Genomic DNA, 23074 nt, shown 5'->3' on the forward strand with positions numbered 1-23074 from the left:
CTTCGATGATTTTAATTCATTTCAGTCCATACCGTGCGCTCACTATACTGGCGCCTCGTCTCATTTTTGAGGAAAACCCCCATGGCCGTGGCGTTAAGCCGTGTTACGCCTGCCGTTGTGCAACGACTCCTGGTGCCGGTTCAGGTACTGCTCTACGCGGGACTGTTTGTTTTTGCAGAATATCTTGTCGGCTGGCTGCATCTGCCGCTGCCTGCCAACCTGGTGGGAATGCTGCTGATGTTGACGCTCATCCTTTGTCGCGTAATCCCCCTCAACTGGGTACGCGCCGGCGCGCGCTGGCTGCTGGCGGAGATGCTGCTGTTCTTTGTCCCTGCCGTGGTGGCGGTGGTAAATTATGCGCAACTGCTGATGGTGGACGGCTGGCGGATCTTCGCAGTCATCGCGCTGAGCACGTTGATGGTGCTGGGCGCTACCGCCTGGGTGGTGGACAAAGTCTATCGGTTCGAAATCAGCAGGCAAAAAAATGACTAACTTTCAAATCAGCGTGCTGTGCCTGATTGCCACCCTGGTTATCTACTTTGCCAACAAGCGCCTGTATCGTCGTTTTCACGCCCTGCCGCTGATGCCGCTGGTCTTTACGCCGATCCTGCTGGTGCTGATGCTGGTTTTCGGCCATATCTCCTGGCAGAACTACATCGGTGAATCCCACTGGTTGCTGTGGCTACTGGGTCCGGCCACCATCGCCTTTGCAGTGCCGGTGTACGACAATCTGGCGATTATCAAACGCCACTGGATGTCACTCAGCGCGGGGGTGATCACCGCCACGGTGGTGGCGGTCTGTAGCTCGGTCTGGCTGGCGCGGTTGTTTACGCTGCCCGATGAAATTCAGCGCAGCCTGGCTGTGCGCTCGGTGACGACGCCGTTTGCGCTGGCGGCAGCCAAACCACTCGGCGGCCAGCCGGATCTGGTGGCGTTGTTTGTGGTCGTTACCGGTGTCTTCGGCATGGCGGTGGGCGATATGCTGTTTCTGCGGCTCTCCATCCGCGAAGGGATGGCAAAAGGGGCGGGATTGGGCGCGGCGTCACACGGTGCGGGAACGGCTCGTTCTTATGAGCTGGGTCAGCAGGAAGGCGTGGTAGCAAGTCTGGTGATGATGCTCTCTGGCGTGGTGATGGTGCTGATCGCGCCGCTGGTGGCGTGGGTGATGTTCTGAACTCCCCGGTCCGAGGACCGGGGATAAAGACTCAGTGTGCGCGGCCTTGTTCCACGCCCAGGCCGGTTTGCGAGCGGATAAACTGGGCGCGGAATTTCTCGCGTTCCAGATTACCCTCCGGCGAGTTGTCGGTTGCGGAGAAGACCCAGATCCCGATAAACGCCACGGCGATAGAGAACAGCGCCGGGTACTCATAGGGGAAGAGCGCCTTTTCGTGACCGAGGATCTGCACCCAAATCGTCGGGCCGAGGATCATCAGGATCACCGCCGTCAGCAGCCCCAGCCAGCCGCCGACCATTGCGCCACGGGTGGTCAGCTTAGACCAGTACATGGAGAGCAGAATGATAGGGAAGTTGCAGCTTGCCGCAATCGAGAAGGCCAGCCCCACCATAAAGGCGATGTTCTGCTTCTCGAACAGGATCCCCAGCAGGATCGCCACCACACCCAGTATCAGTACGGTGATTTTTGAGACTCTCAGCTCTTCACGCTCGGTTGCGCCTTTGCGGAACACGTTCGCGTACAGGTCATGCGACACCGCTGACGCTCCAGCCAGCGTCAGTCCGGCAACCACGGCAAGGATGGTGGCGAAGGCCACGGCCGAGATAAAGCCGAGGAACAGATTGCCGCCTACCGCATCGGCCAGATGCACTGCCGCCATGTTATTCCCGCCAATCAGCGCGCCTGCCGCGTCTTTAAACGCCGGATTTGCGCCTACCAGCATGATGGCGCCAAAACCGATGATAAAGGTCAGAATGTAGAAGTAACCCATAAACCCGGTGGCGTAGAAGACGCTCTTGCGCGCTTCGCGGGCATCGCTCACGGTGAAGAAACGCATCAGGATATGTGGCAAGCCTGCGGTACCAAACATCAGACCCAGACCGAGTGAAAGCGCGGATATCGGGTCTTTCACCAGCCCGCCCGGACTCATGATTGCTTCCCCTTTCGGGTGGACCGCCATCGCTTCGGTGAACAGATTATTGAAGCTGAAGCCGACGTGTTTCATCACCATAAAGGCCATGAAGCTGGCGCCGAACAGCAGCAGTACCGCTTTGATAATTTGCACCCAGGTGGTCGCCAGCATGCCGCCGAACAGGACGTACATCACCATCAGTACACCCACCAGCACCACCGCAATGTGGTAGTTCAGGCCGAACAGGAGTTCGATCAATTTGCCCGCGCCAACCATCTGAGCGATCAGATACAGCGCGACCACCACCAGCGAGCCGCAGGCGGAGAGAATGCGAATCGGGCCCTGCTTCAGGCGATAGGAGGCGACATCAGCAAAGGTAAAACGCCCGAGGTTACGCAAGCGTTCGGCGATCAGGAACAGAATAATCGGCCAGCCGACCAGGAAGCCGAGAGAGTAGATCAGTCCATCGTAGCCGGAGGTGTACACCAGCGCGGAAATCCCGAGGAAAGAGGCGGCGGACATAAAGTCACCCGCAATCGCCAGCCCGTTCTGGAAACCGGTGATATTGCCGCCCGCGGTGTAGTAATCGTTACGGGAGCGCACGCGTTTTGACGCCCAGTAAGTGATATACAGGGTCAGCACCACGAAAATCAGGAACATGACAATCGCCTGCCAGTTGGTTGGCTGGCGCTGTACCTCACCGGTAATGGCATCCGCGGCGTTTGCCGCGAAGGGAAGTGTGGCGGCAAGCGCCGTCAGGACTCTCTTCATGATGCTTTTACCTCACGCAGTACCGCTTTATTAAGACGATCGAATTCGCCATTCGCACGCCAGACATAAACACCGGTCAGCACAAACGAAATCACGATGACGCCAATACCAATCGGGATGCCCCGCGTGACGCTGGTGCCCTCATGCAGCGGCGTACCCAGCCAGTGCGGAGCGAAGGCAATCAGCAGAATAAAGCCGACGTAGATAATCAGCATGATGATGGAAAGTAAGAAGGCAAACCGTTGCCGTTTATCGACGAGCTCCCTGTAGTGCGCACTATTCTCTATCTGCTGACAAATATCGTTATTCATCACAGAAATCTCCAGAAGTAAGGTTGGTTTGTTTTATCCCCTCTCCCCTGTGGGGAGAGGGTTAGGGTGAGGGGAGGAAGGTGCGGTCTGATGCCCTCACCCCGGCCCTCTCCCACAGGGAGAGGGAGAAAAGATTAAGATGGCATTGCGATGGCCTGCTTCTCTTCGAGCAGTTTTTCCACCACACCCGGATCGGCGAGCGTTGAGGTATCGCCGAGGTTGCTGGTGTCACCTGCCGCGATTTTGCGCAAGATTCGGCGCATAATTTTTCCTGAGCGGGTTTTCGGCAGAGAGTCAGTCCAGTGCAGCACATCCGGCGTGGCAAGCGGGCCAATCTCTTTGCGGACCCAGTTGCGCACTTCGGCATACAGCTCTGGCGACGGCTCTTCACCGTGGTTCAGGGTGACGTAGGCGTAAATCGCCTGGCCTTTAATGTTGTGCGGAATACCCACGACCGCGGCTTCGGCGATCTTCGGATGCGATACCAGCGCGGATTCAATCTCCGCGGTGCCCAGACGGTGGCCGGAGACGTTTAGCACGTCGTCCACGCGCCCGGTGATCCAGTAGTAGCCATCCTCGTCACGACGCGCACCGTCGCCGCTGAAGTACATGTTTTTAAAGGTTGAGAAGTAGGTCTGCTCGAAGCGCTCATGGTCGCCGAACAGCGTACGCGCCTGGCCCGGCCAGGAATCGGTGATCACCAGGTTGCCTTCGGTGGCACCGTCCAGCGGATTGCCTTCGTTATCCACCAGCGCAGGCTGGACGCCAAAGAACGGGCGGGTTGCGGAACCGGCTTTTAGCTGGGTGGCGCCAGGCATCGGGGTGATCATGAAGCCGCCGGTTTCGGTCTGCCACCAGGTGTCCATGACCGGGCATTTCTCGTTACCGATTTTTTTCCAGTACCACTCCCAGGCTTCCGGGTTGATGGGCTCACCCACGGAACCGAGGATGCGCAGGGAAGAGCGGTCCGTGCCTTCGATGGCCTTGTCACCTTCCGCCATCAGCGCACGGATGGCCGTTGGCGCGGTGTAGAGAATGTTAACCTGGTGCTTATCGACCACCTGACACATTCGCGCCGGGGTCGGCCAGTTCGGCACACCCTCAAACATCAGCGTCGTTGCGCCACAGGCCAGCGGGCCGTACAGCAGGTAGCTGTGCCCGGTGACCCAACCCACGTCGGCGGTACACCAGTAGATATCGCCCGGATGGTAGTCGAAGACATATTTGAACGTGGTGGCCGCATAGACCAGATAGCCGCCGGTGGTGTGCAGCACGCCTTTGGGTTTGCCGGTGGAGCCGGAGGTATAGAGAATAAACAGTGGATCTTCCGCGTTCATCTCTTGCGGTTGATGCTGGTCGCTCACTTTCTCAATCAGATCGCTCCACCACAGGTCACGCCCTTCGTTCCAGTCGATCTTGCCACCGGTACGCTTAAGGACAATAACGTTGCTGACGGTTTTGACGTTCGGATTTTTCAGCGCTTCGTCGACATTTTTCTTCAGGGGAATACCGCGCCCGGCACGCACGCCTTCATCGGCGGTGATCACCAGTTTCGAACTTGAGTCGACAATACGCCCGGCAACTGCTTCCGGCGAGAACCCGCCAAAGATAACGGAATGGATCGCGCCGATGCGCGCGCAGGCCAGCATCGCCACCGCCGCTTCCGGCACCATTGGCATATAGATAGCGACCACATCGCCTTTTTTGATGCCCCTCTCCAGCAGGACGTTGGCGAAGCGGCATACGTCACGGTGCAGCTCTTTATAGGTGATATGTTTGCTCTGAGAGGCGTCGTCGCCTTCCCAGATGATAGCCGTTTCGTTACCGCGTTCGGCAAGATGGCGATCGAGGCAGTTCGCCGCAAGGTTCAGCGTGCCGTCTTCATACCATTTAATAGCAACGTTACCCGGCGCAAAGGAGGTGTTCTTCACCTTCTGGTAAGGTTTGATCCAGTCAAGAATATGGCCCTGCTCGCCCCAGAAGGCGTCAGGGTCAGAGACAGATTGCTGATACTTCTCGTGGTATTGCTCCGGGTTTATCAGGCAACGGTCCGCAATGTTAGCGGGAATGTCATGTTTGTGTATTTGGCTCATGGCTTTTTTTCTCCTTGTAAGATGTTAATAATATGTCGCAAAAACGTTAATAGTAGGGGCTTTACAAGCTTTGTTTATTATTTGGGCTACAGATCACGCATTGTTTGAATAGTATGAAAAATGAGCGAATGAAACTTTGAAGGAAAATAATTTACCGTGCGGATTATTCACATTTGCGTTTAAAAAAGCGTTTTTATAACAAACGGTTATTTATAAGAATTATCATAAACTCGCGTCATCGCGGCTTTTCGTAGTGAAATGCGTCGTTCTTTAAGGCTTGCGCAACATACCGCGCAAATGATACTCATACGCCGCGTTAAAAAATCCCATAAACCAACGCAACACAATTCATACCCTTTCAGTATGTCTCCATATTCATGCAGTTTGTGTGAATAAGGCGCTTCATTGAGGAAGTCAGTTTCTATGAAAAACGTTAAAGTCAGCCTGGCCTGGCAAATCCTGCTGGCCCTTGTGCTGGGTATCCTGCTGGGGAGTTATCTCCATTATCACAGCGACAGCCGTGAGTGGCTGATTGCGAACCTGCTCTCACCGGCGGGTGATATCTTTATTCATCTGATTAAGATGATTGTGGTGCCGATTGTGATCTCTACGCTGGTGGTGGGTATCGCCGGTGTCGGTGATGCAAAACAGTTAGGCCGCATCGGTGCAAAAACCATTATCTATTTCGAAGTGATCACGACGATTGCCATCATTCTCGGCATCACCATGGCGAATGTCTTCCAGCCAGGCTCCGGGATTGATATGTCGCAACTGGCGACGGTGGATATTTCGAAATACCAAAGTACGACCGCTGATGTGCAGAGCCATGCGCATGGCCTGATGGGTACGATCCTGTCGCTGGTGCCGACCAATATTGTGGCGTCGATGGCGAAGGGCGAGATGCTGCCTATCATCTTCTTCTCGGTGTTGTTTGGTCTGGGCCTCTCCTCTCTGCCGGCCACGCACCGTGAACCGCTGGTCACCGTGTTCCGTTCTATCTCTGAAACCATGTTTAAAGTCACTCACATGGTGATGCGTTACGCGCCGGTAGGGGTGTTTGCGCTTATCGCGGTCACCGTGGCGAACTTTGGTTTTGCCTCCCTGTGGCCGCTGGCGAAGCTGGTGATTCTGGTGCATTTCGCCATCCTGTTCTTCGCGCTGGTGGTGCTGGGCATTGTGGCGCGCCTGTGTGGGCTGAGCATCTGGATCCTGATCCGCATTCTGAAAGACGAGTTGATTCTGGCGTACTCCACGGCCAGCTCTGAAAGCGTGCTGCCGCGAATTATTGAGAAGATGGAGGCCTATGGTGCCCCGGCTTCTATCACCAGCTTCGTGGTGCCAACCGGCTACTCCTTTAACCTGGACGGCTCGACGCTGTACCAGAGCATTGCAGCCATCTTTATTGCCCAGCTGTACGGCATTGATCTGTCGCTGTGGCAGGAAATTGTGCTGGTGCTGACGCTGATGGTGACCTCAAAAGGCATTGCGGGTGTGCCGGGCGTCTCCTTCGTGGTGCTGCTGGCGACGCTTGGCAGCGTCGGTATCCCGCTGGAAGGTCTGGCGTTTATCGCCGGTGTTGACCGTATCCTCGATATGGCGCGTACGGCGCTGAACGTGGTCGGAAACGCGCTGGCGGTACTGGTTATCGCCAAATGGGAACACAAGTTCGACCGTAAAAAAGCGCTGGCGTATGAACGCGAGGTGCTGGGTCGTTTTGATAAGACGGCTGACCAGTAATGTAACGTATTCTTCCCTCTCCCCTGTGGGGAGAGGGTTAGGGTGAGGGGATTCTACTCCCCACTCAACGCATCAAACTCTTCACACCCCGTATCAAACCCTTCGGTACAGCTCAGGTTTAACCAGTAGAGCGCTTTCTGTTTATTGGGCGTAATAAAGCCTTTCTCACCCTGCTGGAACAGCATCCCCGCCCAGTATTCGGCATAGCCGGTGCGTGACAGAGACGAGCTGCGCTTAAACCACGATGCCGCCAGAGCATCGTCCTGGGCCACTTCTACACCGTTGGCATAAATCAGACCCAGCAGCATTTGCGCATCTACCGCAGAGTCGTTGTCGATATCTTCGGTGGCCGTCTGCAGCAGTTTGATGGCCTGTGGGTAGTCTGTTTTGCCACCCTGGGTATTCACCAGGACGCGTGCCAGCATAATGGCACCACGCTTGCTGCCCGCAATCGTGGCCTGCTGCGCCAGCGCTTTGGCCTGGGCGTAATCACCCTGGGTAAACTGGATTTGGGACAAGAGCGCCATGGCATCGACATCTCCCCCTTTTGCCGCTTTCTCTGCCCACATCGCTGCCTGCTTGCTGTCGCCGGAGCTGAACCAGGTATCGGCGAGATAATACTGAGCGCGTGCATCGCCCGCCTCCGCCTGCGCTTTGTACTGGCTGCCAATCTCATCGGCATGGACGAACGAGGTAACAAGTAATAACAACAGTAAAAATGGTTTCATGGATTCTTATCATCTGGGTACACGCCGCGCAGTATAATCGCGGCCATGGAATAAAAAAACGGGTGCGTTAAGACCTCAGCATCCTGCAAGCCGGGCGGAACTGTCATTCCGCCCGCAGAGGTTAGCCTGCAACGCAGGCTAATTTCGCCGCCACCTCCTGATGTTCACTCTTTATTGTCAGTTCGCATAACTTTCCGCGAGTAATAAAGGTAAAGATCACTATCGTCAGGCAGATAATAAAGACAATGCCTAACGCAGTTTTTAATGGCGTCATGCCTTTTACTCCTTGTCAAAAAAAGAATAAGAGGCTACTCTCAACCTGTAGGTTGTTGGGGGTAGCCTCGGGTAAATGACTATTTCCCGGGGCTTTCCACTTTCTGTCCCTCAACAATGCTCAAGACAGAAAGTCTTAAGCACCCGCCGCACATCTTATCCATTTGAATCAAAATACAAAGATGTAATTCTCTTTCGTGAAATTTACATTGTTTCTGCGAGCAGCTTTCCAGTTCAATAATTGATATTTTTAATGAGTTAAGCGGAAATAAAAAGGGAGTGAATATTTCACTCCCTTTATTCATCGATTAAATAACATCGTTATCCCATCGCACTTTCGCGTAACCGGGCTTTCAGCTTGTTATATTCGTCGATCACATACTGTTCCGCCGCGTGCTGATCCGCAATTGGCTCCACGTTGACGGCGCAATATTTATACTCCGGCGTTTTGGTTATCGGGCTTAAGTTCTCCGTCACCAGTTCGTTACAGGCACCAATCCACCACTGGTAGGTCATGTACACCGCCCCTTTGTTGGGACGATCGCTGACCTGCGCACGGGTAATGATCCTGCCTTTACGCGAGTTCACCCATACCAGCGCTTCGTCTTCAATGCCAAGACGTTCAGCGTCGGCGGTGTTGATCTGCGCATAACCCGGTTCGTCCGCCAGTGCTGCCAGCGCCGCGCAGTTGCCGGTCATCGAACGACAGGAGTAGTGGCCCACTTCACGCACGGTGGAGAGCACCATTGGATACTCATCAGTGAGCTTGTCGATGGGGGCAACCCAGTCGCAGGTGAAGAACTGCGCCAGCCCGTTCGGGGTGTCAAATTTCTCTTTAAAGAGATACGACGTGCCCTGGTCGGCCTCAGACTCATCCCGGCATGGCCACTGGATATACCCCAGCTCACCCATTTTTTCATAAGTTGCACCGTAGAAGTCCGGACACAGATGCCGCAACTCGTCCCAGATCTCCTGGGTGTTGTTGTAGTGCATCGGGTAGCCCATACGGGTGGCAATTTCGCTGATAATCTGCCAGTCGGTTTTCAGATCCCACTTCGGCTCCACCGCTTTAAAGAAACGCTGGAAGCCGCGGTCTGCCGCCGTGTAGACCCCTTCATGCTCACCCCAGGACGTTGACGGTAAAATCACATCCGCCGCTGCCGCGGTTTTGGTCATAAAGATGTCCTGAACAATCACCAGCTCCAGATCCTCAAACCCTTTCCGCACCGCAGAGAGCTCGGCGTCAGTCTGGAGGGGATCTTCACCCATGATGTAAGCCGCCCGCACTTCACCATGTGCCGCCCGGTGCGGCAGCTCGCTGATGCGATACCCGGTGTGCTCCGGCAAACTTTCCACGCCCCACGCTTTGGCAAACTTCGCGCGGTTTTCCGGGAACTTCACGTACTGGTAGCCCGGATAGGTGTCCGGTAGCGCACCCATATCGCAGGCACCCTGCACGTTGTTCTGACCGCGTACCGGGTTCACCCCGACGTGTGCCTTGCCAAGGTTGCCGGTCAGCATGGCGAGGCTGGTCAGGGAACGCACGGTTTCCACGCCCTGATAGAACTGGGTCACACCCATGCCCCACAGAATGGCGGCGGTTTTCGCTCCGGCGTACATCCTTGCTGCCTGGCGGATCTCCAGCGCGCTGACGCCGGTGATCGCTTCGACAGATTCTGGCGTATAGCCTTCGACAATTTTCCGATACTCTTCAAAACCTTCCGTACGGGTGGCGACAAACGCCTGGTCGTAGAGGTTCTCCTCAATAATGACGTGCCCCATGGCGTTCAACAGCGCGATGTTCGAGCCGTTTTTCAACGCGATGTGCATATCTGCAATACGTGCCGTTTCGATTTTGCGCGGATCGCAGACGATGATTTTCGCCCCGTTCTGTTTGGCGCGAATAACGTGGTTCGCGACAATCGGGTGAGAATCCGCCGGGTTATAGCCGAAGATAAAGACGAGATCGGTGTTGTCTATCTCGTTAATTGCATTGCTCATTGCGCCGTTTCCGACCGACTGGTGCAGACCTGCAACCGATGGGCCGTGTCAGACGCGAGCGCAGCAGTCGACGTTATTGGTTCCAATAACGGCGCGCGCGAATTTTTGCATTACATAGTTGGTTTCGTTACCCGTCCCGCGTGATGACCCGGTGGTCTGGATCGCATCCGGGCCATATTTAGACTTAATGGCGCTCAGGCGAGTGGCGACGTAGTCCAGCGCCTCGTTCCACGAGACGGCTTCCAGCTTGCCACCGCGTTCACGGCGGATCATGGGGGTTTTCAGGCGCGGGGTGAGGATTTGGGTATCGTTAATAAAATCCCAGCCGTAGTAACCTTTCAGGCACAGCGTGCCCTGGTTGGTTTTCCCCTGTGCGGCCTCCGCCCGGACGATTTTGCCGTTATCGACCACCAGGTGGATCTTGCAACCTGAGGCACAATAAGGGCAAACCGTGACGACTTTTTTCATCAGTCTGCTCCAGTTAATCATTTCGCAGCCATAATGCAGCTTTTATGCCATGTTTTCAGTGTGGGTATCACCCGACTTTACGGGCGATCTCACGGCAAAACCCTGACGAAAAGCAGGCAATCGTCAAAATTGACGTGTCGAAAAGGCAGCGGATGTGACATGGGTTGTAATTCCGTCACGTAAAAATCCATTTGGCTGGAGCCGACGGCAGAATAGTTCAGACTTAACATAATCCCCTGACGGAAGCATGCGATGAAACCGGCGATTCTGGTGGTTGATGACGATACGGCAGTGTGCGAGCTGCTGCAGGATGTGCTCAGCGAGCACGTCTTTACGGTGCTCGTCTGCCATAACGGACAGGATGCACTGAACCGGGTTCATCAGGAACCGGAAATTGCCCTGGTCCTGCTGGACATGATGCTGCCGGATATCAACGGCCTGCAGGTCCTGCTGCAGCTGCAAAAGCAACGCCCGGATCTGCCGGTGGTGATGCTTACCGGGCTGGGCAGTGAGTCTGACGTGGTGGTAGGGCTGGAGATGGGTGCCGACGACTACATTGGCAAACCGTTTAATCCGCGTGTGGTGGTCGCCCGGGTTAAAGCCGTGCTCAGGCGTACCGGAGCGCTGGCGGCTGACACGCCCGCGCCACGAGTGGCGGGCATTGCTTTTAATGGCTGGACGCTGGATACCACCCGCTGCGAACTGATCGATCCGCAGCGTAACCCCGTACCGTTGACCCAGGGTGAATACGGCCTGCTGCTGGCGCTTACCCAGAATGCCCGCCGGGTACTGAGCCGCGAGCAGTTGCTTGAGTTGACCCACAGCGAAAGTGCCGATGTGTTTGACCGCACCATCGACGTATTGATCATGCGCCTGCGCCGGAAAATCGAAGCCAATCCGCACCAGCCCGCATTAATCAAAACGATCCGCGGGCTGGGCTACGTCTTTGCCGCCGATGTCTGTCATCCCGATAGGGCGGCGTAAGTGCTTACGTTATGGCAGCGACAATAAGCGCGGCGAAAATCGCCGTGATGACCAGGTACTTCAGTGCGTAATAGAGTTTTCGATTGCGCTTCTTCAGTCGCTGACCGCGTTCTCGCCCGGCGTGCACATATTTGAAGATACGGTTAATTCCCCCGGTGCGGTCGTTATCGTCATTGGGGGAGCTGGCCGCTGACATCAGCGTTGTCCCGACCCAGTGGTTAACCGCCTGCGCCCAGCGCCATTTCATCGGACGTTCGATATCGCAGAAGAGAATAATCCGCGTGTGATCCGCTTTATTCTCCGCCCAGTGCACGTAAGTTTCATCAAAGATGACAGCCTCACCGTCACGCCAGCTGTGGCGCTGCTGGTCAACCTCTATAAAGCAGCGATCGTCATTTGGCGTGACCAGGCCTAAATGGTAACGAACCGAGCCGGCGTAGGGATCGCGATGCTTGCCGAGCTTCGCGCCCGCCGGGAGTTCGGCAAACATTGCCGCTTTCACGGATGGGATCTCACTCACCAGTTGTGTCGTAACGGGGCACAGGGTCTGAGCCGAGGGATGCGCATCGGCATACCATTTGAGGTAAAACCGTTTCCAGCCGCGTTTAAAGAAGGTGTTAAAACCGGCATCGTTATGATTTTGTGCCGCCTTAATATGATCCTGCAAACGCAGCGCCTCTTCGCGAATGACCTCCCAGTTTTCCGTCAGTTTATTTAATTCCGGAAAGCGCTCGGTTTCAAAAAAGGGCTGTCTGGCGGGCAGCGAAGAGAACGCCGTCATAAACATATTGATGGGCGCCATAAAGGTGGAGTGGTCGAAAAGTTGACGGGAAAGCGTCTGTTTTTCTTTGCCGCGCGAATGCGCATAAATAACACTGATAATAAATATAGCGATGATAATTGCTGCGAACATTTTTCCTTGTCCTCTGTACCTCTCATTTCGGAAAAGCGTGTGGGCATTATGTTGCCCACGCCGAATGTGCCAGACGCAGAGAGTGTAGTTCGGCTATGCAAAATTCATAGAACTGTAATCAAAAATCGCAATTTTTGTTAATTTAGGTGTTGCTCTCCTGAATAAAGCGCGTCAATTCCTCCAGCGTTTTTGCTCCATCAATGGCATTCGCGGCCAGCAGGCTTGCCCGGGCGCAGGCATGTGCCAGATAAATACTCTCTGCCAGCGGCAGCGATTCATGGCAGCCATATAAAAAGCCAGCACAAAAGGCGTCGCCCGCGCCGACGCTGCCAATAATCTCCTCCTGAGTCAGCCGCCATGAGGGGATCCAGCGTCCTTCTTCGTTTGCGGCTTCTCCCCAGGCGCCTTCCGGGCAGTGGATCACCACCCGCTGCCGGACGCCTGCCGCCAGCAGCTGCGCGGCGGCTTCAGCGATGTGGGCAACGTGCGGTGCGTCGTTGCTGTCGCGCATCTCAAGGCCGCTAAACTCTCCGGCTTCCAGTTCGTTAATGACCAGATAATCGAGATGACGCAGGGCAGGGAGGACCAGCGGCTGATAGCGCGGATCGCCCTTGCGGGAGACCAGATCGAGCGAGGTTTCATACCCCTGCTCGCGCATCTGCGCCAGCAGACGTGCGCTGCGGGTGCCGTATTCGTCATCTGGCATATCCAGACTGTCGAGCAGCAGCAGGTAGCCGAGGTGGAAGATTTTCATTGTGCCGTCGAGACGGTCAAACGCGGGGAGATCCAACAGGCGGTTGGCCCCGGGTGAGTGGAAAAAGGTGCGCTGTCCGCTGGGGTCGGTCATCACCTGCGACATGGAGGTTGGCGCAAAGGTGGTGCGCTGTACGCGCTGCCGGTTGACGTGATACTGGTCGAGCATCGCCAGAATGTAATCCCCGTCGCTGTCTTCGCCAATCAGCCCCACAGCCTGTAGCGGCAGGCCGACATGCATTTTCGCCAGCGTCAGCAGGACGTTGAGCGGCGCGCCGCCGGTGGAACGTTCGCTGTGGGTAATTTCTGCCAGCCAGCCGCGTTCCGGCCATTGCACGATCTGGTGAACGTGATCCACCAGCATATTGCCCGCGGCGATGATCCCTTTGCGTTCCATTATGCCTGCCCCGCGCTGCCAAAGATGCGCATCTGTTCGGCAACCGTATCGGTAATCGCCTCTTCTATGCCCAGCAACAGCTCGGCAAACTCATCGTACAACGGCTGGCGGTTGGCCATACGCTGCTCAACGGCGGAAAGCGCGGCCTGGGACATGCCGGTATAGAAATTGATTTTATGAATACCAAGTTCAATGGCGCGACGAAAATCAGCATCGCTGATCCCGGAGCCGCCGTGCAGCACCAGTGGCAGGCCGGTCTGCTGGCGAATGGCGTCCAGACGGGGGAAATCGAGCTTCGGCTCGCCTTTGTATTTGCCGTGTGCGTTGCCAATGGCGACGGCCAGCGCGTCAATACCGGTTGAATCGACAAATTCCCGCGCCAGCTGCGGGTCGGTAAAGTACGCTTCATCCGCATGGCCGTAGAGCGCCCCGCCTTCATCGCCACCGACGGCACCTAACTCTGCCTCCACCGACACGCCCACCGCGTGACACATCTTCACTACTTCACGCGTCTGACGAAGATTCTCTTCGTAGCTCAGTGTCGAGCCATCGAACATCACGGAACTGAACCCTAAGCGCAGGGCGCGTACCACGGCGTCAAAGTGCAGGCCGTGGTCGAGGTTGAGTACCACGGGGATCGCGTGGCGGGCGGCTTCGTACTTAACCGCTTCGACAAGCGACTCCAGCGACACGTATTTAAAATGCACTTCGGCGATGTTGATGATAAAAGGCGAGCGCTCCTGCTTCGCCGCGGCAAACAGGGCGCGCAGGAAGTGGGTGTCGAGAACGTTGAACGCGCCCAGCGCGTAGCGATGTTGCCTGGCGTGCGCAAGACCGTCGGCAAGAGAAATCAATGGCATCATTTACCCCTTATATCCGAAACAGGTTGTACTCGTTGCACAGCACCAGCACCGCCGGTTCGTCTTCTTCGATGTTGTTATAGCGGGCAACGGGCTGCAAAAAGTGGTTGTCGTGTTCATCGTCATTGACCGATGAAACTTCGCCCACCAGCACGTCGCCAAAACCGCGTTCACCCCAGAAACTGTGGTACAGGCCGGGTGTCAGGCAGATGCTCTCCCCTGGTGTGAGGCGCAGCTGGCTGCCGGGGGCGTGGGTCTGCTGGCAACCGTCTATCGTGACGGTGACGTCGGTGTTTTCGGTCTCTTCATGGGCGCCGGCATTCCATAACTCAATAATGAGATTTCCACCGCCGCGGTTGATGATGTCCTCCCGTTTGCGCCAGTGAAAATGCATGGGCGTGACCTGGCCGTCGCGTACGTGCATGATTTTTTCGGCGTAGCATTTTTCATACGGCGTGCCGTTTGGGGAGCCGTTGCGCAGGGTAAACAGCGTGAGTCCCTGCGCGGCAAAGCTGCTGCCGCCAAAGGCCGTTACGTCCCAACCGAGCTTAAGGTCAAACACTTCCTGCCAGGCGGCCTGATCGAGCTGCTGCCATTTTGTAGGCGGAAAGCTGGCAAAAGGGGGGAGATGCACGTCGTGCATGGAGAAAAACTGCCGCGTGTGGCCGAGGATTTCGTTGATTTCGGAGCGTTTCATGGGGACTCCTTGTGTTTTTTGTCGGCCCAGTCCCCTCTCCCTGTGCGAGAGGGTTAGGGTTAGGGTTAGGGTGAGGGCATCGGGCCGCACAATCGTTACTTAACCGTCCACCCCTTATACGTGCCAACGTTCTTTTTATCGATCATCGTCACCGGGATCAGCACAGGCGCTTTCGGTGCCGGTTTGCCCTGTAGAATGTCATAGCCGATCTCAACCGCTTTTGCCGCCATGACCTGCGGATCTTGTGCCGGCGTCGCCACAAACAGGGAGTTTTCCCGCTTCAGGGCTTCTTCGCCGTCCGGGCTACCGTCCACACCAACGATAAAGAACTCGTTGCGTTGCGCTTGCTTCGCCGCCAGATCGGCACCGATCGCGGTCGGATCGTTAATCGCGAAGACGCCATCGATCTTCGGATTGGCCGCCAGCAGCGAGGTCATGACTTCCAGACCCCCTTCACGGCTGCCCTTGGCGTTCTGGTTATCCGACAGGACTTTGATATCCGGGTGTTTTTTGAACTCTGTCTGGCAACCTTCCACGCGGTTTTGTACGGCAGACACCGGCGGTCCGTTGATGATCACCACATTGCCTTTGCCGTTCAGGCGGTCAGTAATGTACTTACAGGCCATTTCCCCCGCCTGGGTGTTATCGGAGGTGATCGTCGCATCTGCACCTTCTGCCGCCACGTCAACCGCGACCACCACGATCCCAGCCTCTTTCGCGCGTTTTACCGCCGGGCCGATCCCTTTGGAATCTGCGGCGTTAAGAATGATCATGTCCACTTTGGCGGCAATGAAGTTGTCGATCTGCGCCACCTGCTGGCCCAGATCGTACCCGCTGGAGACCAGCGTTACTTTGACGTTATCCCCCGCCAGCTTGCGCGCCTCCAGCTCGGCACCTTTGGTGATCTGTACGAAGAACGGGTTGGCCAGGTCACCCACCGTTACGCCGATGGACTTCAGATCTTTCGCCTGCGCAAACGGCGTTGCGGCAAGCAGCGCGCCAGCACAGAGCGCGGTCAATATGGGCTTCAATCTCATGCTCTCTTCCTCACGTAGGGTATTGTTGTTATGCACTTTGATGGTGTCGGGTACGGTATTTGTCGATCAGCACCGCAATGATGATCACCGCCCCTTTGATCACCAGTTGCCAGAAGTAGGAGACGCCCATTAGCGTCATGCCGTTGTTAAGTGTGGCGATAATCAGCGCCCCCACCAGCGTGCCGGTGATCGTGCCGATCCCGCCAACGAAGCTGGTACCGCCGAGGATCACCGCCGCAATCGCATCCAGTTCGTAACCCATGCCCAGGTTTCCGTTGGCGCTGTAGAGACGCGAGGCACTCATCACGCCGCCTAACCCGGAGAGCAGGCCGCTCATGCCATATACAAACAGCAACACCAGCCAGACTTTGATGCCCGTTAAGCGCGCTGCCTGCATGTTGCCACCCACCGCATAGATGTGAACGCCAAGCGTGGTGCGGCGCAGGATAAACCAGCACACCGCAATCACCGCCAGGGCGATCACCACCAGCCACGGCACGGGGCCAAGATAGTTATTGCCTATCCACTCAAAATTGATGTTCGAGTTAATCACCGTCGTGCCATCGGCCAGCAGATACGCCGCACCGCGCAATGCCGTGTAGGTGCCGAGGGTGACAATAAACGGTGGCAGTCCGGCAAAGGCCACCAGCGCGCCGTTGAACAGGCCCAGTACCAGGCCGAGCATCAGCGCGGCGGGAATAGAAAGTCCGGCGAATTCCGGCATTAACGAGACCACCATCGCAGCGACCGCCGTGGTGCCCAGAATCGATCCGACGGAGAGGTCGATCCCGCCGGTGAGAATGATGAAGGTCATCCCTGCGGCCAGCACGATGTTGATCGACGCCTGGCGGGTAATGTTGAGCAGATTGCTTTCGGTAAAGAAGTTGGGGGCGATAAAGCCAAAAACCGCCACGATCAGGATGAGAATGGGCAAAATGCCGACCGTTTGCATCAGATCGCTCATCAGCATTTTTTTGGCGGAGGCAGATTTTGCCACCTGTTGCGGATGGGTTGGAGTTGTCATAGTTGCACCGCCTGATGATGTGAGTCGTTCACGCCGGTTGCCAGCGTCATGATGTTTTCCTGAGAGATGTCGTGTCCGTGGAGTTCCCCGGCGATGCTGCCTTCACGCATGACATAGACGCGGTCACTCATGCCCACCACTTCCGGCAGCTCGCTGGAGATCATCAAAATCGCCACGCCCTTGCGCGCCATCTGGTTCATGATGCGGTAGATTTCGCTTTTTGCGCCGACGTCGACACCGCGCGTTGGTTCGTCGAGGATCAGAATACGCGGGCCAATCGCCACCCAACGGGAGATCAGCAGTTTCTGCTGATTACCGCCTGACAGACCGCCCGCACGCACCTGGGCGTGAGGCACGCGGATGTTAAGCAGGGCGATGGCATCGTCAGAAATGGACTGCGCTTTTTTGCGGTTAAGCATGCCGAAGGTCGCATCGCGTTCCAGCGTCGCCATGGTGATGTTCTCCTGCGCCGCCAGCTCCAGGAACAGCCCCTGCTCCTTGCGGTTCTCGGTGAGAAAACCGATCCCGTTTTCAATGGCCGCGCGTGGGGAGTGGATCACCACCGGCTCACCGTCCACTTCAATCATTCCTCCCGTGGCTTTACGTACCCCGAAGATGAGCTGTGCCAGCTCGGAGCGACCGGCACCGACCAGCCCCGCCAGCCCGACGATTTCCCCGGAACGCACCTGCAGGCTGCAGGGCTGGACTTTTTTACCGTCGGTGAGGTGATGCACGTTAAGGCGCGGGCTGCCAGGCGGAATATCACGCTCTTTGTTGAACAGATCGCTTAAGGGGCGACCCACCATCATTTTCACCAGCTCAGACGCGTTCAGTTTGTCGCGCGTCAGGCTGCCGACGTATTGCCCGTCGCGCAGGACGCTGACCCGGTCAGAGAGTTCGTACACTTCCGCCATGCGGTGGCTGATGTAGATGATCGCCATCCCTTCATCCCGCAGGCGCAGGATCAGTTCAAACAGACGATGGGTTTCACGCGAGGAGAGGGCGGCAGTGGGTTCATCCATCACCAGAATGCGGCTGTTACGGTGCAGCGCGCGGGCGATTTCCACCTGCTGTTGTTCGGCGATAGTCAGCTTCATCACCAGGTCGGTGGCGTTGAAGTGTGCACCCAGACGGTCGATGACCGCCTGAGCCTGGGCGGCCATCTCTTTACGCTGTACCAGTCCGCCGCGCGAGAGTTCGCTGCCAAGAAAGATGTTTTCGGCAACCGTCAGGTTGGGGGCGAGCTGCATCTCCTGATAGATCAGGGTAATGCCTGCGGCCAGCGCATCCTTCGGGCCTTTAATGTGATACGGCTGACCGTCAATCAGGATCTCGCCGCTGGTCGCGGTGTAGGCGCCGGCGAGGATCTTCATCAGCGTGCTTTTTCCCGCGCCGTTTTCGCCCATCAGCGCGTGGATCTCACCGGGAAAGACCGTCAAATCCACACCCTTGAGCGCGTGGAAGTTGCCAAACGTTTTGGCAATGCTGCGCATCTCCAGTACCGGGATTCTGCTCATGGCGGATCTCCTGTGAAGGTTGATGTCTGCACTTCATCACAGGTGCGTAAATGCAAAATGTCAGAAGCCGTTCATATTTGTCATAGTTATGAATAGTTAATCGCTGTCACATTTCTCTTTTCCCTCTCCCTGTGGGAGAGGGTTAGGGTGAGGGGACACCAAATCGCAGAGGAGCCCAAATCCATGCCATCACGCCCCCCGTTTTTCGCCAGCGCCCGCGGACGCCTGCTGATTTTCAATCTGCTGGTGGTCGCCGTTACGCTGATGGTGAGCGGCGTGGCGGTACTCGGCTTTCGTCACGCCAGCCAGATTCAGGAACAGGTTCAACAGCAGACGCTGGATGACATGACCGGCAGCATGAACCTCGCCCGTGATACCGCCAGCGTGGCCACTGCGGCGGTACGGCTTTCACAGGTGGTGGGGGCGCTGGAATACAAAGGGGAGGCCGAGAGGCTGAAGCAGACCCAAATGGCGCTGCGGCACTCGCTGGAGCAGCTCGCGGACGCGCCCTTAGCGCAGCAGGAGCCGGGGCTGGTGGCGCGTATTATTCGTCGCAGTAATGAGTTACAGCAAAGCGTGACGGGCATGCTGGAGCGCGGACAGCGGCGCCATCTGCAGCGTAACGCGCTGCTGAGCTCGCTGTATCAAAGCCAGAGCTATTTACGCCATCTGCAGGATATTAACCGTCGGTCTGGCAGCAACATCCCGGATGCACAGCAGCTCGTGGAAATGGACAGGCTGATTCTCGCCGCCATCGATACCCCCTCACCGCGCGCCACCTTACAGCAGCTGGACGCCGTTACCGCAGCGTTGCCCCAGCGCGCGACGCAGCCCGTGGTGAATCTTGTTCTGCCCGATTTCAACGACGAGCTGCGCAGGCTTGCCCCGCTGTCAAAGCAGCTCGAAGAGAGCGACCTGGCGATAAGCTGGTATATGTTTCACATCAAGGCGCTGGTGGCGATATTAAACAGCGATATCAATCAGTACGTTGAGCAGGTGGCGGAGGCTTCCCGGCTGCGCACTGCCCAGAGCCACCAGGAGCTGCGGTCCATCAGCGTGTTTATCAGCATATTCGCCGTGCTGGCGTTGATCATCACCGGATGCGCCTGCTGGTATATCTACCGCAACCTCGGCTCTAACCTGACGGCGATCTCCCGGGCGATGTCGCGTCTTGCCCACGGTGAGCAGGATGTTTCGGTGCCCGCGCTGCAGCGGCGTGATGAGCTGGGGGAGCTGGCGCGTGCGTTTAACGTCTTTGCCCGCAATACCGCTTCACTGGAGCACACAACCCGGCTGCTGAAAGAGAAAACCTCCCAGATGGAGATCGACCGCATTGAGCGTCAGGGACTGGAGGAGGCGCTGCTGCACAGCCAGAAGATGAAGGCCGTCGGACAACTGACGGGCGGGCTGGCACATGATTTCAACAACCTGCTGGCGGTGATTATCGGAAGCCTGGAGCTGACCGATCCCGCCTCCAGTGATGCCCCACGTATTGTCCGTGCGCTCAATGCCGCCGAGCGCGGTGCGTTATTGACCCAGCGTCTGCTGGCGTTTTCGCGCAAGCAATCCCTGACCCCGCATGCGGTAGAGATGAAACCGCTGCTGGAGAATCTCAGAGAGTTGATGCGCCACTCCTTGCCCGCCACCCTGACCCTGGAGATTGAGGCACAATCCCCGGCCTGGGCGGCGTGGATAGACGTCGGCCAGCTGGAAAACGCCATTATCAACCTGGTGATGAACGCCCGCGATGCGATGGAGGGGCAGACGGGGGTAATTAAGATCCGCACGTGGAACCAGCGTGTGACCCGCAGCGACGGGCGCAGACAGGATATGGTGGCGCTGGAGGTGATCGACCACGGCAGCGGCATGTCGCAGGAGGTCAAATCCCGGGTCTTTGAGCCGTTCTTCACCACCAAGCAGACCGGCAGTGGAAGTGGGTTAGGGCTGTCGATGGTGTACGGTTTTGTGCGTCAGTCCGGCGGCCGTGTGGAAATTGAGAGCGCACCGGGGCAAGGTACCACCGTGCGGCTCCATCTGCCGCGCTCGACGCTACCCGCCGTTCCTGAAGATGAAACGCTCTCTGCCACCGCATCCGCAGAAACCGAACGGCTGGTGCTGGTACTGGAAGATGAAGCCGATGTTCGCCAGACCCTGTGCGAGCAATTGCATCAGCTTGGCTACCTGACGCTTGAAGCGGAAAGCGGTGAGCAGGCACTGAACATGCTGGCGGCCTCGCCGGATATCGGCATGTTTATCAGTGACCTGATGCTGCCGGGCAGCCTGAGCGGGGCGGAGGTGATTAACCATGTACGCAGCCACTACCCGCAACTGCCGGTGTTGCTGATCAGCGGGCAGGATTTACGTCCGACGCACAACCCGCAGCTGCCGGAGGTAGCGCTACTGCGCAAACCGTTTACCCGCGTACAGCTGGCGCAGGCGCTGCGGAAAATCAGCGCTTAAACAGCGAATTTAGGATTTCATCAAGAGCCTGAGTAAAGTCGGTGATGCTAATCTGCGCAAAATTTAGCGGATTAAGATATAAAGGAAATTATGCCGGTACTCACAAGAGGGGACTCACAAATGATCGTGATGCCTACAACATACAGCCCGAATACGGTTGCCAGGTCATTTACGCTCGTAGATGAATTTGAACTCTCCGGTCGGGTGTTACATATCATTTATGATAGCCAGACGCCCCGGGCTGCAATTATTGAAGCAGATATCGAAACCTTTGATGGCGTTCCCCGACATCGGGTTGTTGCTGCTCTGGATTTACAGCATAAAGCCCATCTGGGAAAGGACATTATCGCAGTAGAACGATGCTGGGAAGATACTCGCATTGTCCAGGTAGAAGGCATTTGCGTCGATCCTGCCGAACGAGACAAAGGGCTGGCGACTCGTCTCTATGAAGCGTTGGTCTTACATTGCGGCGTGACCTTAATCAGCGACTTCGAGCAATATGAGGGTGGAAAGATGCTCTGGCAGAAAATAGCCCGTGAATCCGACCAAATCGCTGTTTTTGTACTCGACACAGAGCAGGGAGCATTCTGGCCTTATGATGGCAGCAAGGTGATATATGACGGAGGATGTATTCCTGAAGACCGCATCTGGAGTCATTCTCCGGACCAAAAATGCTCCGGGATTGTGCTGGTCGCAGAGAATAAACAGCGAGCGCGTCAAATAATGGAAGCGTCGCCTCGCTAAAGAATTTGAGATTCCTCCGCTACCTCTCCCGTTTGCGGTTCATTACCGTAAGGCCAGTTCACCTGCGAGTCTGGCCTTATGAAACGTTACTTTACCGCTCTGTTATTTGGTCTGCTGTCACTCTCCAGCCAACTGGCGCATGCCGATGTGATTGATGATGCCATTGGCAACATTCAGCAGGCGATCAACGATGCCTATAATCCCGGCAGCAGCCGCAGCAGCGATGACGACGATGACGATCGTTATGACGATAATCGTCGCATTGATAGCCGTCAGTATGACGACCGCCGTCGGCAGCTCGAAGACAGACGCCGCCGTCTGGACGAGCGTCAGCGCCAGCTTGATGACGACAGACGACGCCTGGAAGAGGATGAGCGGCGGTTAGAAGACGATTACGATCGCGGTTAAGTGCGGCCTGTTGCCCTCACCCCAACCCTCTCCCACGGGAGAGGGAAATCGCTTAGTCCAGCACCAGTACCATCCCGTCATACCCCGCTTCGATGCCCTGCGGCAGCGGGTTATCCATCATCCACACGTCAAACTGATGGCTGATATGGGTCAGGATCACCTGCGGGCAGCCGATGACCTCGTTTAACGCTTCCACCGTATTCAAATCACAATGGTTGCGCGGCGTCTGCGGGCGCGGTTCATGGCTACAGTCGATGATCATCGCCTGAGGCTGGTTGTTGAGCAGAAATTTGACCGTTTTCTCCGGCAATCCGGCAGTATCAGTGAGCCACGCCACGCGGCTGTGGGCGGACTCCAGCAGATAACCAAAGGTGAGCTTCGAGTGGTTGAGCGGCAGCGGCGTCACCCGCAGGCCCTGCAGCTCAAACATCACAAATGGCTCCAGCGTATGGCTGAAATCCAGAATCCCCGGGTGTTTGAACAGGTCGTCACATCCGGCTTCATCCGGCGGGCCGTAGACCGGAATGGTCGCACCCACCCCCCAGCGCAGGGGGAACAGCCCCTGAACGTGATCCATATGGTAGTGGGTCAGCAAAAACTGCTGAAAGCTGCCGGCCGGCCAGTCGTCCATCAGGTGCGGAATACCGGCGTCCAGCAGCGTCACCGCATCGTTGAATTTGACCACCGCGCTGCAGGGGCGACGACGATAGTTATCCTGCAGACGTGCCCGGCGGCACGCCGCGCAATCGCAGCCAAACACCGGGACCAGCTGGGCACTGCCGGTGCCCGTTAACGTGATCGTCAGACTCATCGT

At 56.7% G+C, this 23074-nt stretch carries 21 protein-coding genes; 7 read left to right on the plus strand and 14 right to left on the minus strand.

Going from position 1 to position 23074, the window contains the following annotated elements; translation table 11 throughout:
* Positions 1-81: 81 nt before the first annotated feature.
* Positions 82-492, plus strand: coding sequence for a CidA/LrgA family protein (locus tag ACTJJI_RS23380; RefSeq protein WP_014830301.1), 411 nt, complete (start codon positions 82-84; stop codon positions 490-492).
* Complete coding sequence (locus tag ACTJJI_RS23385) at positions 485-1174, plus strand: LrgB family protein (RefSeq protein ID WP_083021987.1); 690 nt, start codon at positions 485-487, stop codon at positions 1172-1174. Before ACTJJI_RS23380 ends, ACTJJI_RS23385 begins: the two co-directional genes overlap by 8 nt.
* A gap of 31 nt (positions 1175-1205) precedes the next feature.
* On the opposite strand, the gene actP is transcribed toward ACTJJI_RS23385, so the two are convergent.
* The 3 genes from actP to acs all read right to left on the minus strand — a co-directional run bounded on the left by actP (position 1206) and on the right by acs (position 5259).
* Positions 1206-2855 carry a cation/acetate symporter ActP gene (actP, locus tag ACTJJI_RS23390; protein ID WP_046889704.1) on the minus strand — a complete coding sequence of 550 codons (1650 nt, stop codon included), beginning with the start codon at positions 2853-2855 and terminating at the stop codon, positions 1206-1208.
* Complete coding sequence (locus ACTJJI_RS23395) at positions 2852-3166, minus strand: DUF485 domain-containing protein (protein ID WP_013095080.1); 315 nt, start codon at positions 3164-3166, stop codon at positions 2852-2854. Before ACTJJI_RS23395 ends, actP begins: the two co-directional genes overlap by 4 nt.
* Before the next feature lie 134 nt (positions 3167-3300).
* Positions 3301-5259: an acetate--CoA ligase gene (acs, locus tag ACTJJI_RS23400; protein ID WP_096928753.1), complete on the minus strand. Its 1959-nt coding sequence runs from the start codon at positions 5257-5259 to the stop codon at positions 3301-3303.
* 423 nt (positions 5260-5682) lie between these two features.
* On the opposite strand from acs, the gene gltP reads away from it, so the two are divergent.
* Entirely contained in the window at positions 5683-6996 is a 1314-nt protein-coding gene (gene gltP, locus ACTJJI_RS23405; protein ID WP_014830305.1) for a glutamate/aspartate:proton symporter GltP, read from the plus strand.
* A gap of 53 nt (positions 6997-7049) precedes the next feature.
* Here the strand turns inward: gltP and ACTJJI_RS23410 are convergent, their stop codons facing one another.
* From ACTJJI_RS23410 to fdhF, 3 genes are all read right to left on the minus strand, one after another.
* Positions 7050-7724 carry a tetratricopeptide repeat protein gene (locus tag ACTJJI_RS23410; protein WP_014830306.1) on the minus strand — a complete coding sequence of 225 codons (675 nt, stop codon included), beginning with the start codon at positions 7722-7724 and terminating at the stop codon, positions 7050-7052.
* 121 nt (positions 7725-7845) lie between these two features.
* On the minus strand, positions 7846-7998 hold the full coding sequence (locus ACTJJI_RS23415) for a Hok/Gef family protein (RefSeq protein ID WP_013095084.1): 153 nt from the start codon (positions 7996-7998) through the stop codon (positions 7846-7848).
* 320 nt (positions 7999-8318) lie between these two features.
* On the minus strand, positions 8319-10466 hold the full coding sequence (gene fdhF, locus ACTJJI_RS23420; protein WP_440655745.1) for a formate dehydrogenase subunit alpha: 2148 nt from the start codon (positions 10464-10466) through the stop codon (positions 8319-8321).
* Between the two features lie 252 nt (positions 10467-10718).
* Between fdhF and ACTJJI_RS23425 the strand changes: the two genes are divergently transcribed.
* Complete coding sequence (locus ACTJJI_RS23425; RefSeq protein WP_046889702.1) at positions 10719-11450, plus strand: response regulator; 732 nt, start codon at positions 10719-10721, stop codon at positions 11448-11450.
* A 4-nt stretch (positions 11451-11454) separates the two neighbouring features.
* Here the strand turns inward: ACTJJI_RS23425 and lpxO are convergent, their stop codons facing one another.
* The 7 genes from lpxO to ACTJJI_RS23460 form a co-directional block, all read right to left on the minus strand.
* Positions 11455-12363 carry a lipid A hydroxylase LpxO gene (lpxO, locus tag ACTJJI_RS23430; RefSeq protein WP_046889701.1) on the minus strand — a complete coding sequence of 303 codons (909 nt, stop codon included), beginning with the start codon at positions 12361-12363 and terminating at the stop codon, positions 11455-11457.
* 142 nt (positions 12364-12505) lie between these two features.
* The gene (locus ACTJJI_RS23435; RefSeq protein WP_046889700.1) at positions 12506-13513 is read right to left on the minus strand and encodes a carbohydrate kinase family protein; all 1008 of its coding nucleotides are present in this window, start codon (positions 13511-13513) and stop codon (positions 12506-12508) included.
* Positions 13513-14373, minus strand: a complete 861-nt coding sequence (locus tag ACTJJI_RS23440; RefSeq protein WP_063411721.1) for a ketose 1,6-bisphosphate aldolase — start codon at positions 14371-14373, stop codon at positions 13513-13515. Before ACTJJI_RS23440 ends, ACTJJI_RS23435 begins: the two co-directional genes overlap by 1 nt.
* A gap of 10 nt (positions 14374-14383) precedes the next feature.
* On the minus strand, positions 14384-15070 hold the full coding sequence (locus ACTJJI_RS23445) for a D-lyxose/D-mannose isomerase (RefSeq protein WP_046889699.1): 687 nt from the start codon (positions 15068-15070) through the stop codon (positions 14384-14386).
* A 95-nt stretch (positions 15071-15165) separates the two neighbouring features.
* Positions 15166-16107, minus strand: a complete 942-nt coding sequence (locus ACTJJI_RS23450) for an ABC transporter substrate-binding protein (RefSeq protein WP_014830312.1) — start codon at positions 16105-16107, stop codon at positions 15166-15168.
* A 28-nt stretch (positions 16108-16135) separates the two neighbouring features.
* Complete coding sequence (locus tag ACTJJI_RS23455) at positions 16136-17131, minus strand: ABC transporter permease subunit (protein ID WP_014830313.1); 996 nt, start codon at positions 17129-17131, stop codon at positions 16136-16138.
* Entirely contained in the window at positions 17128-18648 is a 1521-nt protein-coding gene (locus ACTJJI_RS23460; protein ID WP_440655750.1) for a sugar ABC transporter ATP-binding protein, read from the minus strand. Before ACTJJI_RS23460 ends, ACTJJI_RS23455 begins: the two co-directional genes overlap by 4 nt.
* A gap of 183 nt (positions 18649-18831) precedes the next feature.
* Between ACTJJI_RS23460 and ACTJJI_RS23465 the strand changes: the two genes are divergently transcribed.
* The 3 genes from ACTJJI_RS23465 (at position 18832) to yjdP (ending at position 22260) form a co-directional block, all read left to right on the plus strand.
* Entirely contained in the window at positions 18832-21108 is a 2277-nt protein-coding gene (locus ACTJJI_RS23465) for a hybrid sensor histidine kinase/response regulator (RefSeq protein ID WP_050861304.1), read from the plus strand.
* A gap of 120 nt (positions 21109-21228) precedes the next feature.
* Positions 21229-21852, plus strand: coding sequence for a GNAT family N-acetyltransferase (locus tag ACTJJI_RS23470; protein WP_262788599.1), 624 nt, complete (start codon positions 21229-21231; stop codon positions 21850-21852).
* A gap of 78 nt (positions 21853-21930) precedes the next feature.
* A complete protein-coding gene (yjdP, locus tag ACTJJI_RS23475; protein WP_083021981.1) occupies positions 21931-22260 on the plus strand; it encodes a DDRRRQL repeat protein YjdP in 330 nt (109 codons plus the stop codon).
* 52 nt (positions 22261-22312) lie between these two features.
* Here yjdP and phnP read toward each other — a convergent pair whose 3' ends face one another.
* Positions 22313-23071 (minus strand): phosphonate metabolism protein PhnP, encoded by a 759-nt coding sequence (gene phnP, locus ACTJJI_RS23480; protein ID WP_046889693.1) that lies wholly within the window; start codon positions 23069-23071, stop codon positions 22313-22315.
* Positions 23072-23074 lie beyond the last annotated feature (3 nt).

The organism is Enterobacter sp. 22466, from assembly GCF_052044775.1.
Classification (GTDB): domain Bacteria; phylum Pseudomonadota; class Gammaproteobacteria; order Enterobacterales; family Enterobacteriaceae; genus Enterobacter; species Enterobacter dissolvens.

Coding starts and splice junctions, on each gene's coding strand:
- ACTJJI_RS23380 (WP_014830301.1), top strand. CDS start 82: ATGGCCGTGGCGTTAAGCCGTGTTACGCCTGCCGTTGTGCAACGACTC.
- ACTJJI_RS23385 (WP_083021987.1), top strand. CDS start 485: ATGACTAACTTTCAAATCAGCGTGCTGTGCCTGATTGCCACCCTGGTT.
- actP (WP_046889704.1), bottom strand. CDS start 2,855: ATGAAGAGAGTCCTGACGGCGCTTGCCGCCACACTTCCCTTCGCGGCA.
- ACTJJI_RS23395 (WP_013095080.1), bottom strand. CDS start 3,166: ATGAATAACGATATTTGTCAGCAGATAGAGAATAGTGCGCACTACAGG.
- acs (WP_096928753.1), bottom strand. CDS start 5,259: ATGAGCCAAATACACAAACATGACATTCCCGCTAACATTGCGGACCGT.
- gltP (WP_014830305.1), top strand. CDS start 5,683: ATGAAAAACGTTAAAGTCAGCCTGGCCTGGCAAATCCTGCTGGCCCTT.
- ACTJJI_RS23410 (WP_014830306.1), bottom strand. CDS start 7,724: ATGAAACCATTTTTACTGTTGTTATTACTTGTTACCTCGTTCGTCCAT.
- ACTJJI_RS23415 (WP_013095084.1), bottom strand. CDS start 7,998: ATGACGCCATTAAAAACTGCGTTAGGCATTGTCTTTATTATCTGCCTG.
- ACTJJI_RS23425 (WP_046889702.1), top strand. CDS start 10,719: ATGAAACCGGCGATTCTGGTGGTTGATGACGATACGGCAGTGTGCGAG.
- lpxO (WP_046889701.1), bottom strand. CDS start 12,363: ATGTTCGCAGCAATTATCATCGCTATATTTATTATCAGTGTTATTTAT.
- ACTJJI_RS23435 (WP_046889700.1), bottom strand. CDS start 13,513: ATGGAACGCAAAGGGATCATCGCCGCGGGCAATATGCTGGTGGATCAC.
- ACTJJI_RS23440 (WP_063411721.1), bottom strand. CDS start 14,373: ATGCCATTGATTTCTCTTGCCGACGGTCTTGCGCACGCCAGGCAACAT.
- ACTJJI_RS23445 (WP_046889699.1), bottom strand. CDS start 15,070: ATGAAACGCTCCGAAATCAACGAAATCCTCGGCCACACGCGGCAGTTT.
- ACTJJI_RS23450 (WP_014830312.1), bottom strand. CDS start 16,107: ATGAGATTGAAGCCCATATTGACCGCGCTCTGTGCTGGCGCGCTGCTT.
- ACTJJI_RS23455 (WP_014830313.1), bottom strand. CDS start 17,131: ATGACAACTCCAACCCATCCGCAACAGGTGGCAAAATCTGCCTCCGCC.
- ACTJJI_RS23460 (WP_440655750.1), bottom strand. CDS start 18,648: ATGAGCAGAATCCCGGTACTGGAGATGCGCAGCATTGCCAAAACGTTT.
- ACTJJI_RS23465 (WP_050861304.1), top strand. CDS start 18,832: ATGCCATCACGCCCCCCGTTTTTCGCCAGCGCCCGCGGACGCCTGCTG.
- ACTJJI_RS23470 (WP_262788599.1), top strand. CDS start 21,229: ATGATCGTGATGCCTACAACATACAGCCCGAATACGGTTGCCAGGTCA.
- yjdP (WP_083021981.1), top strand. CDS start 21,931: ATGAAACGTTACTTTACCGCTCTGTTATTTGGTCTGCTGTCACTCTCC.
- phnP (WP_046889693.1), bottom strand. CDS start 23,071: ATGAGTCTGACGATCACGTTAACGGGCACCGGCAGTGCCCAGCTGGTC.